This window comes from Streptomyces sp. NPDC059900, assembly GCF_050270335.1.
Lineage (GTDB): Bacteria > Actinomycetota > Actinomycetes > Streptomycetales > Streptomycetaceae > Streptomyces.
The window spans coordinates 1-10,277 of sequence record NZ_JBNNJZ010000293.1 but is presented as its reverse complement, the minus strand read 5'-3'; the positions used below and the strand labels follow the sequence as shown (position 1 = coordinate 10,277).

At 69.9% G+C, this 10,277-nt stretch carries 8 protein-coding genes; 7 read left to right on the top strand and 1 reads right to left on the bottom strand.

What is annotated here, in order from left to right; genetic code table 11:
* The 5 genes from ACQKIP_RS29490 to ACQKIP_RS29470 all read left to right on the top strand — a co-directional run.
* Nucleotides 1-1,244 (top strand): AMP-dependent synthetase/ligase (locus tag ACQKIP_RS29490; protein ID WP_427744611.1); only part of this gene is annotated, 1,244 nt, incomplete at its 5' end.
* 215 nt (nt 1,245-1,459) lie between these two features.
* The gene (locus ACQKIP_RS29485) at nt 1,460-2,917 is read left to right on the top strand and encodes an amino acid permease (protein WP_365855297.1); all 1,458 of its coding nucleotides are present in this window, start codon (nt 1,460-1,462) and stop codon (nt 2,915-2,917) included.
* Nucleotides 2,918-2,972: 55 nt separating this feature from the next.
* On the top strand, nt 2,973-3,452 hold the full coding sequence (locus ACQKIP_RS29480; protein WP_365855295.1) for a macro domain-containing protein: 480 nt from the start codon (nt 2,973-2,975) through the stop codon (nt 3,450-3,452).
* Nucleotides 3,453-3,604: 152 nt separating this feature from the next.
* Nucleotides 3,605-4,081, top strand: a complete 477-nt coding sequence (locus tag ACQKIP_RS29475) for a hypothetical protein (RefSeq protein ID WP_365855293.1) — start codon at nt 3,605-3,607, stop codon at nt 4,079-4,081.
* Nucleotides 4,082-4,161: 80 nt separating this feature from the next.
* A complete protein-coding gene (locus ACQKIP_RS29470) occupies nt 4,162-4,971 on the top strand; it encodes an alpha/beta fold hydrolase (RefSeq protein ID WP_365855291.1) in 810 nt (269 codons plus the stop codon).
* 296 nt (nt 4,972-5,267) lie between these two features.
* On the opposite strand, the gene ACQKIP_RS29465 is transcribed toward ACQKIP_RS29470, so the two are convergent.
* Entirely contained in the window at nt 5,268-6,788 is a 1,521-nt protein-coding gene (locus ACQKIP_RS29465) for a M1 family metallopeptidase (protein ID WP_365855289.1), read from the bottom strand.
* A 195-nt stretch (nt 6,789-6,983) separates the two neighbouring features.
* Here ACQKIP_RS29465 and ACQKIP_RS29460 point away from each other — a divergent pair, with 195 nt between their 5' ends.
* Both ACQKIP_RS29460 and ACQKIP_RS29455 read left to right on the top strand, forming a co-directional pair.
* Entirely contained in the window at nt 6,984-8,954 is a 1,971-nt protein-coding gene (locus tag ACQKIP_RS29460) for a Xaa-Pro dipeptidyl-peptidase (protein ID WP_365855287.1), read from the top strand.
* Nucleotides 8,951-10,249, top strand: coding sequence for a M14 family metallopeptidase (locus ACQKIP_RS29455; RefSeq protein ID WP_427744607.1), 1,299 nt, complete (start codon nt 8,951-8,953; stop codon nt 10,247-10,249). The genes ACQKIP_RS29460 and ACQKIP_RS29455 overlap by 4 nt, the downstream gene beginning before the upstream one ends.
* The last annotated feature ends 28 nt before the right edge of the window (nt 10,250-10,277 follow it).

The window sequence follows — 10,277 nt, the reverse complement described above, 5'->3', positions numbered from 1 at the left end:
CCGTCGTCTACACCTCGGGCACCACCGGCGACCCCAAGGGCGTCCGCATCACCCACCGCAACGTCGTCCTCAACGCGGTCGCCCTGGACGCCGTCGTCGAGCTCCCCGACTTCGTGGAACACATCAGCTACCTCCCCTTCGCGCACGTAGCGGAGCGCATGCTGGGCATCTACCTGCCGGTGTCCCGCGCCGCACACGTCTACCTGTGCGCGGATCCCGCCGCCGTCGCGGCGACCGCGCGCGAGCTGCGGCCCGCGCAGTTCTTCGGGGTCCCGCGCGTGTGGGAGAAGCTCGCCGCGTCCGTACGGGCCGCGCTTTCCGGTCTTCCGCAGGAGCAGCAGGACGCGATCGAGGCGGCGAACGAGACGACACGCGCGCGCGTGGAGTACGTCGAGCGGGGCGAGGAGCCGCCCGCCGACCTGGAGACGGCGTACCGCGAGGCCAAGGAGAAGGTTCTCGACCCGCTGCTCTCCCTGGCCGGGTTCGACCGCCTGGTGTGGACCGCGAGCGCGGCGGCCTCGATGCCTCAGGACGTCGTGCGTTTCTGGGCGGGCTTCGGCATCCTGATCATGGACGCGTGGGGTCTGACGGAGACGACCGGGGTCGTCACCATCAACACCCCGGCCTCCTTCCGGCTCGGCTCGGTGGGCAGGCCCCTGGACGGCCTGGAGATCCGCACCACCGAGGACGGCGAGATCCTGGTGCGCGGCGCGACGGTCTTCGACGGCTACCTCCAGGCCGACGGCGGCGTGGAGTCGGCCCGCGACGCCGACGGCTGGTTCGCCACCGGCGACGTCGGCCGGATCGACGAGGACGGTTTCCTCTGGCTGACCGACCGCAAGAAAGAACTGATCGTGACGTCGACGGGCAAGAACATCTCGCCCGCACTCGTCGAGAACACGCTCAAGGAGCACCCCCTCATCGGCCAGGCCCTCGTCCACGGCGACGGCCGCTCCTACCTGGTGGCACTGCTCGTCCTGGACACCGAGATGGCTCCCGCCTGGGCCGCCGCGCGGGGCATCACGGGCGACCTGATGGCGAGCGACGCCGTACGCGACGAGGTCGCGCGGGCCGTGGAGGCAGCCAACGCGCGCCTCAACCGCACCGAGCAGATCAAGCGCTACCGGCTCCTGGGGGAGGAGTGGAGCCCGGAGACGGGAGAACTGACACCGTCCCTGAAGCTGCGCCGCCGGGTCATCCGCGAGAAGTACGGGGACGCCATCGACGGTCTGTACACGGGGTGACGCACCCGGTGATCCACGGTCCGTACACCCAGTGATCATTGTGTGTACACCCCCTGCCCACCATGTGAGAAGTGCCGCTATGTGACGTGCGCCACCGCATGTCGGGCGATCCCCGGGGGAAGGTGTCGCGTCGGTCCACGCACGTCAGGGGTGTCGTGGACCGGAGCACATCCGGACACCGGAGTTTTCCGGGCACCAGAGAGTAGACCCCCCACGTGAGCAAGGAAGCCGTAGACACGGCCGCCGCGGACGCGTCTCGCGCAGATGCGTCCCAGGCCCCCGCGGACGCGGGCGACGCCGGTTACAGCAAGGACCTCAAGGCCCGTCACGTCAACATGATCGCGATCGGTGGCGCGATCGGAACTGGACTCTTTCTCGGTGCGGGCGGCCGCCTGCACTCCGCGGGCCCCGCGCTCGCCCTCGCGTACCTCGTGTGCGGCATCTTCGCCTTCTTCGTCGTGCGGGCCCTCGGCGAGATGGTCATCTACCGTCCCTCGTCGGGCTCGTTCGTCAGTTACGCGCGTGAGTTCCTCGGCGAGAAGGGCGCCTACGTCGCCGGCTGGATGTACTTCCTCAACTGGTCGACCACCGGCATCGCCGACATCACCGCGATCGCGCTCTACACGCACTACTGGAGCCTGTTCACCGACATCCCCCAGTGGGTGCTCGCGCTGATCGCCCTCGCCGTCGTCCTCGTGATCAACCTGATCTCGGTGAAGATCTTCGGCGAGATGGAGTTCTGGTTCGCGATCGTCAAGGTCGCGGCCCTGGTCGCCTTCATGCTGATCGGCATCTTCCTGCTCGTCACCCAGCACAAGGTCGGCGGCGAGACACCCGGCCTGAGCGTGATCACCGACAACGGCGGCTTCCTGCCGCACGGTCTGATGCCGGTCGTGATCGTCATGCAGGGTGTCGTCTTCGCGTACGCCTCGCTCGAACTGGTCGGCGTCGCGGCGGGCGAGACCGCCGAGCCGCACAAGGTCGTCCCGCGCGCGGTGAACTCGATCATGTGGCGCGTGGGTCTCTTCTACGTCGGCTCCGTCGTCCTGCTCGCGCTGCTCCTGCCGGGGGCGATGTACTCGGCGGACCAGAGCCCGTTCGTGACGGTCCTCTCCAAGATCGGCGTACCGGCGGCCGGTGACGTGATGAACCTCGTCGTCCTCACGGCCGCGATGTCGTCGCTGAACTCGGGCCTGTACTCCACGGGCCGCATCCTGCGCTCGATGGCGATGGCCGGTTCGGCGCCGAAGTTCACCGCGAAGATGAACAAGAGCCAGGTCCCCTACGGCGGCATCCTGCTCACCTCCGCCGTGTGTGTGCTCGGCGTCGGCCTGAACTTCCTGATGCCGAGCAAGGCCTTCGAGATCGTCCTGAACGTGGCGTCCCTCGGCATCATCAGCACCTGGGTGATCATCATGATCTGTCACCTGGCGTTCGTCCGCCGTGCCAAGGAGGGCGTGATCACCCGGCCCGGCTTCCGGCTCCCCGGCAGCCCGGTCACCGAGATCGTCACGATCGTCTTCCTGCTCTCCGTCCTCGTCCTGATGTGGAAGGACCCGGAGATCGGCCGCAAGACGCTCTATCTCATCCCGCTCATCGGGGCGGCGCTGGTCGCCGGCTGGTACGGAATCCGCCGCAGGGTGGACCGCGAGGCGGCAGGCCTCACGAAGTAGCAGCTCAGCAGCTCAGGGGCCACTCACTGTCGGTGGCAGCGTCTACGGTGGCGTCATGTCGGAGATCTCTTATGTCCGGGGTGACGCCACCGCGCCGTTCGGCAAGGGCGTCAAGCTGATCGCCCATGTCTGCAACGACCTCGGGGGCTGGGGCAAGGGCTTCGTCGTCGCGGTGTCACGCCGCTGGCCGGGGCCGGAGGCGGCGTACCGCCGGTGGCACCGCGAGCGCGCGAAGAACGACTTCGGTCTCGGCGCCGTCCAGTTCGTCGAGGTCGACCAGTACATATGGGTGGCCAACATGATCGGCCAGCACGGCATGCGGACGGGCAGCAAGGGCGTCCCCGTGCGGTACGAAGCCATCGACACCGCCCTGGCGGCACTCGCCGACAAGGCGGTCGAGCTCGACGCCTCCGTGCACATGCCGCGCATCGGCTGCGGTCTCGCGGGCGGCAAGTGGTCCCGCGTCGAGCCGCTGATCGCCCGGCGCCTGGTGGAGCGGGGCGTCGCCGTGACGGTGTACGACTTCGGAGACTGAGGCAGGGCTGCGGCGGGGCGGCGGGGGGTGGCGGGAGAGAGCCGGGAGAGAGCCGGGAGAGAGCCGGGAGAGTGCCGGGGGAGTGGTGGGAATCACTCAACTGCCCTACAGGTGCGCGTTGTTCCGCACGTATGAGCGGGTAGATCGGCGGCATGCAGCTCATTCCCATGCCGCTAGGGCCCATCAACCCGGACGTCGAGCACATGGTCGTCGGAGCCGTGCTGTTCGCGCCCCTCTACTTCTTCGCCAGGCGCATGATCCTCCGCCTCAACCGCGTACTCGAAGTCCGCGCCGAGATCCTTGAGGAAGCCGCCGGGCCGGCGGCGGAACTGCGCCGCGACGCCGAGCGGATACGCGCCGCGAAGGAGGCCACGCTGGCCGAGGCCCGCCGCGAGGCCGCCCTGGTGCGCCAGCAGGCCCGGGAGGAAGGGGCCGCCCTGATCGCCGCCGCCCGCGAGGACGGCGTACGCGAACGCGACGAGGCGCTGGCGGACGGGAAGGTCGCGATCGCGGCCGAGCGCGCGGCGGCGGACGCCGAACTGCGCGCCCACGTATCGGAGTTGGCGTCCGGGCTGGCGAGCAGGATCGTGGGGGAGCCGGTCGCCGCGGCGACGGGTTCCGGCCGCTAGGAGGGTACTTTCGCGTCTCGCGGGGCGCCGGGCGGACCACCGGCCTGGCGCGTCGCGTGGTGTCGCGGCACGCTCGGTCCATGGAACTCATGGTGCCGGTCAAGGACGGCGAGGTCTGGGCCGAGGACTCGGGAGAGCCCGGCGGCCGGGGAAGGCCGGGTGACCCCGGCGGCGACGCACTGCCGCTGGTCCTGGTGCATCCCGGCGTCGCGGACTCCCGAGTCTGGGACGGAATCCTGCCGCGCCTCACCGAGCGGTACCGCGTCATCCGCTACGACGCACGGGGGTACGGCAGGTCTCCCGCCCCCACCGCGCCCTTCTCGCTCGTCGACGACCTGACCGCGGTCCTCGACCACTTCGACGTGGCCCGCGCGTTCCTCGCGGCGTCGAGCATGGGCGGCACCACGGCCATCGGCCTCGCGCTCGGCGACCCCGGCCGGGTGGCGGGGCTCGCCCTGCTGGTCCCCGGCATCACCGGCAACCCGGACTTCCTCATGGCGGAGTTCACGGCCGAGGTGGGCCGGCTAGCGCAGGCGGGCGACATGGACGGCATCGTGGCCCTGGTCAAGCGCACCTCGGCCGCCGCGGGGGCCGGGAACGACCCGGCGGAGGCGCTCATCAGGGCGGTGATCCCGGCCTGGTTCGCGGTCCACCCCCACCAGGTGCCCGACCCGCCCGCCTTCGACCGGCTCGGCGAACTCGACGTGCCGTGTGTCCTGGCCCTGGGGGAGCGCGACGCCCCCGAGGTGGTCCGCTGCAACGAGGAGATGGCGGCCCGCATCCCCGGCTGCCGGCTCGTGCGGCTGCGCTCCAGCGACCACTTCCCGACCCTGCGCGAGCCGGACGCGGTCACCGAAATCATCCTGGAGGCGTGCGCGGCGGCGGGCTGACCGGGGGCGCACCGCCAATCACCGGCTCCGCCGAGTTCGTCCTCAAACGCCGGACGGGCTGATTTCCCCCGCCCACCCCAATCCGACGCAATGATCCCGCGCCCACGCACCCCGATCGGCCGCGCTGATCCCGCCCGCCCACCCCAATCCGACGGGCGACGCCTCCACCCAACCACCCCAATCCGGCGGGCGACACCCCCACCCAGCCACCCACCCACCCGTTCTCCCCAGCAGATCGCTGCCGGGTAAACGGGTGGGTGGGCGGGAGACATCCGCCGCGAAGCGGCGGGCCAGGATTAGTGACCGTTACCGTGACGGTGCTCGTGCACACCATTCGTCGCGGCGATGGACTTCCACGACTTCGGCGCAGCCGGAGTCGAATCGGCAGCGGAGGAGGACCGGGCGATCCCCGCGTCCTTCGCGGCGGGCGCGTCCGGACGCGAAGGCTGGAACAACCACGCATCGAACAGCGCAGCGAGAGGCTTCCCGGACACCTTCTCCGCGTACTTCACGAAGTCACCCACCGACGCGTTCCCGTACGCGTGCTCCTTGGGCCACCCCTTCAGAATCGCCGAGAAGGACTTCTCGCCGATCTCGTTGCGCAGCGCCTGGAGCGCCAGCGCCCCGCGGTCGTACACGGCGATGTCGAACTGGTTGTCCGGGCCGGGGTCACCCGGCTTGACCTTCCAGAAGGGATCGTCGGCCGGGTGCTGGGCGTACACGTAGTCCGCGAGTTCCTGCGCCGTCCCCTCACCCTCCTTCTCCGACCACAGCCACTGGCTGTACCGCGCGAAGCCCTCGTTGATCCAGATGTCCTTCCAGCCGTCGACGGACACGCTGTCGCCGTACCACTGGTGAGCCAGCTCATGGACCACGACGGACACGTTGGACCCGTTCGCGAACTGCTTCGGGCTGTAGAACGGCCGCGTCTGGGTCTCCAGGGCGAAGCCGCTGGTCACGTTGGGGACGTACCCGCCCAGGGCGTTGAAGGGGTACTTGCCGAAGACCGACTCCAGCCACTCCGCGACCTCGGCCGACCGCTCGATGCTCGCCCGCGCGGCCCCCGCGTTGTCGCCGAGGTCCTTGCTGTAGGCGTTCAGGACGGGCAGTCCGTCCGCGGTCTTGTCCGTCGTGATGTCGAACTTGCCCACGGCGAGCGTCGTCAGATAGCTGGCCTGCGGCTTGTTGGACCGCCAGTTGAAGCGCGTCCAGCCGAGCTTCGAACTCTGCGACTGGAGCACGCCGTTGGAGATGGCCTGCGACCCGTCCGGCACCGAGACCGAGACGTCGTACGTCGCCTTGTCGAGCGGGTGGTCGTTGGACGGGTACCACCAGGCCGCCGACTCCGGCTCCTGCGCCGCAACCCCGCCGTCCGGCGTACGCGCCCACGCCGTATAGCCGTTGATCTTCACCTCGGACGGCTTGCCCGCGTACCGCACGACGACGGTGATCGGCGTGCCCTTGGGCAGACCGGCCGCCGGAGTGATCTCCAGCTCCTGGTCGCCGGACTTCTTGAAGGCCGCCTTCTTGCCGTTGACGCGCACCTCGCTGACCTTCAGGCCGAGATCGAGGTTGAAGCGGGAGAGGTCCTGCGTCGTGGTGGCGTTGATGGTCGCCGTGCCTTCGAGCAGGTCGGTCTTCGGCTGGTACTTCAGCCGCAGGTCGTAATGCGAGACGTCGTAGCCGCCGTTGCCGCTCGCCGGGTAATAGGGATCGCCGATACCCGGCGCCCCGGGGGTGAAGTCGGCGGCCGATGCCGGGATCGCCAGCAGCAGAGAGGCCGCGAGCGCGCCCGGGGCGATGAGTCTGCGGTGCACAAGAACTCCAAGTCGTGGGGGCGGTCGTGTAGATGAGTCCGACCATATTGAGCCCCGTGGCCACGCGTCATGTCCATGGTCGCTACTGTCACACGATCGCCATTCGGCCGACATGTGCCAAAACGCCCCATGAGCCTGTCGTCGGTGCCTACCGCCCTCTGTCGCGCGGGAGTTGACCGGTGTACCTTCCGCGCCATGCCGATACGTGCGCGACGCACGCGCTTGATCCGGAGATCACTCCTTACGACGGCGCTCGCCGCCCTCCTTGCCACGCTCGTGGCCCCGGGGGCCGCACAAGGGGCGCCGGGCGCCCCGCGTGAGAGCAAGCCCGTCTACTCGTACGAGAGCGCGATCCGCGAATCCGTCTGGGTCGACACGAAGATCGACGGTGACGGCGACGGGAAGTCCGACCGCGTCGCCGTCGACATCGTCCGGCCCCGCGAACCGGCCCGGCAGGGCCGGAAGATACCCGTGATCATGGACGCCAGCCCGTACTACTCCTGCTGCGGGCGCGGCAACGAGAGCCAGAAGAAGACGTACGACGCGGACGGCAAACCCGTCCAGTTCCCGCTCTACTACGACAACTACTTCGTGCCCCGAGGCTATGGATTCGTCGCCGTCGACCTCGCGGGCACGAACCGCTCCGACGGCTGCGTGGACGTCGGAGGCCGCTCCGACGTCCAGTCCGCCAAGGCCGTCGTCGACTGGCTGAACGGCCGGGCCCGCGGCTACACCACCCGCACCGGGGGCGAGAGCGCCAAGGCGGCCTGGACGAACGGCGCCACCGGCATGATCGGCAAGAGCTACGACGGCACCATCGCCAACGGCGTGGCGGCCACCGGCGTCAGGGGCCTGAAGACGATCGTCCCGATCGGCGCGATCTCCTCCTGGTACGACTACTACTTCGCCAAGGGCGCCCCGCTCTACGACAGCGGCCCCGAGTGGCTCTCGGACTACGTGGAGAGCCCCGAGGCGCGCGCCCGCTGCGCCGCCGTACAGAAGCGACTTGTCGACGAAGCGCCCCGCAGCGGTGACTGGACCCGGCTGTGGAGCGAGCGCGACCACGTGCCGGACGCCGGAAAGGTGCAGGCCAGCGTCTTCGCCGTGCACGGGATGCAGGACCTGAACGTCCGCATGAAGCACTTCGGCCAGTGGTGGGACGCGCTCGCCGACGCGGGCGTCGGCCGCAAGGTGTGGCTCAGCCAGACCGGCCACGTCGACCCCTTCGACTTCCGCCGCGGCGACTGGGTGCGCACCCTGCACCGCTGGTTCGACCACGAACTCCTGGGCTACGACAACGGCATCGACCGCGAGCCGATGGCCGACATCGAGCGCGCCCCCGGCCAGTGGTCCACCGACCGCGTCTGGCCCCCGCGCGCCACGGACACGGTGAAGCTGCGCCCCGGCAAGGGAACCGCACCCGGCGTCGGCACCCTCGGCACGCGGCCCGGCACCGGCAGCGAGACCTTCACCGACGACCCGGAGCTGAGCGAGACCGACTGGGCCGCGCAGATCGACTCCTCCACCCCCTCGAAGGCCGGGTTCATCAGCAAGCCCCTGGGTCGCGACCTGCGCCTGTCCGGCTCCTCCGAGGTGACCGTCACCGCGACCCCGACGACCCGCACCGCCCACCTCTCCGCGGTCCTGGTCGACCTCGGCCCCGACACCATCCGGGACTACGCGAGCGCCGGCGAGGGCATCACCACGCTCCCCGAACGCACCTGCTGGGGTGCGAGCACCGGCGGCGACAGCTCCTGCTTCAAGGAGACCGAGCCGAAGACCGCCGACGTCGACTACACGGTCTTCAGCCGCGGCTGGGCCGACCTCGGCAACTGGGCCGACGCCCGCAAGGGGCGCCCCCTCACGCCGGGCAAGAAGCACACCATCACCCTCGACCTGGCCGCGAGCGACCACGTCATACCCAAGGGCCACCGCCTGGCACTGATCGTCGCGGGCACCGACAAGGGCCTCATCGATCCCCCCGCGGACACCCCGACCCTCGCCATCGACCTGGCCCGCACCTCGGCCACGGTCCCGCTGGTCGGCGGCGCCGACGCGTTCCGTACCTCCAAGACCTCCGGGACCGTCATCCCGCGCGAATCCCGTCTCGACGGCGTGGCCCCGCCGCGTCCGTTCCGCCCCGTACCGGGAGGCAGCACCTCATGAGACCCCGCACCGGCCTCACACCCCGCATCCGCACCCTGGCGCTCGCCTGCGCCACCGCCGCGCTCGCCGCACCCCTGGTGACCGCGCCCGCGCAGGCGACGCCGACCCCGCCGCGCACCGGATTCGAGGAGACCGACGGAGCGCGCTGGACCAGCCAGCCGGAAGAGCAGGCGCTCCTCGCGACCGTCGACAAGTCGACCGACCGGGTCTCCGTCTCCCGCATCGGCACCACCAAGCAAAACCGGCCCGTCCAGCTGGTCCGCATCGGTGAACGCCCCTCGAAGAACACGGTGTTGCTGATCTGCAGCCAGCACGGCGACGAGCCCTCGGGCCGCGAGGCGTGTCTGTCGACGATCCGCGACCTGGCGTACGCGAAGGACAAGAAGACCCGCGCGTTCCTCTCCCGCACCACGCTCCTCGTCGTTCCCACCGCCAACCCGGACGGCCGCGCCGCCGACACCCGCGGCAACTCCGACGGCGTGGACATCAACCGCGACCACATCTCCCTGCAGACCGCCGAGGCCCGCGCCATGGCCGCCGTCATCCGTGACCGGCAGCCCGACTCCATCTACGACCTGCACGAGTACGGAGCAACCCCCAAGTACTACGACAAAGACCTGTTCGACCTGTGGCCGCGCAACCTCAACACCGACGAGGCGGTGCACGAGGAAGCGCAGACGCTCTCCGAGGCATATGTCAGGCCCGCCGCCAACAAGTCGGGATACACGACGGGAACGTACGGAATCTGGACCGATCCCGTGACCGGCGATCCCATCAAGCAGACGGCCGGTGACGGACAGGAACGCATCCTGCGCAACGTCTCCGGCATCAAGCACGCGGCGGGCCTGCTCATCGAGAGCCGTGTCGACCCGCTCACCGACGCGGAGAAGAAGGACGAGGCACTGAACAACCGGCGCCGGGTGACGTCGCAACTCTCGGCCCTCGGCGGGCTGTTCGCATATGCCAATGAGCGGCGCGGCCAACTGGAGGCCGCCACCGCGGCGGCCCGCGCCGAAGGCTTCCGCGACCGCGGCCCCGTCTATGTCGGCGGCGCGGACAACGACCCGGCCGAGCCCTCCGAAGTGATCCAGGACCCGCCCTGCGGCTATCGGCTCGACGCCGCACAGTACGGCGACATCAAGGACGAACTCGCCCTCCACGGAGTCAGGGTCAGGCGGGACGGAGCCGGCGCCTACGTGCCCATGCGGCAGTCCGCCCGGGCGCTCGTGCCGCTGCTTCTCGACGAGCGTGCCGCCTACCACCTCGTGACAGGTTCACCCGACACCAAGGGTTGAGGGGGTGAGAGGTGCGTCTCTTGTGGTA

What these genes read in the sequence shown, in the direction of transcription:
- ACQKIP_RS29475 (WP_365855293.1), top strand. Translation starts at nt 3,605, where the DNA reads ATGCAGCTCATTCCCATGCCGCTAGGGCCCATCAACCCGGACGTCGAG.
- ACQKIP_RS29470 (WP_365855291.1), top strand. Translation starts at nt 4,162, where the DNA reads ATGGAACTCATGGTGCCGGTCAAGGACGGCGAGGTCTGGGCCGAGGAC.
- ACQKIP_RS29480 (WP_365855295.1), top strand. Translation starts at nt 2,973, where the DNA reads ATGTCGGAGATCTCTTATGTCCGGGGTGACGCCACCGCGCCGTTCGGC.
- ACQKIP_RS29455 (WP_427744607.1), top strand. Translation starts at nt 8,951, where the DNA reads ATGAGACCCCGCACCGGCCTCACACCCCGCATCCGCACCCTGGCGCTC.
- ACQKIP_RS29460 (WP_365855287.1), top strand. Translation starts at nt 6,984, where the DNA reads ATGCCGATACGTGCGCGACGCACGCGCTTGATCCGGAGATCACTCCTT.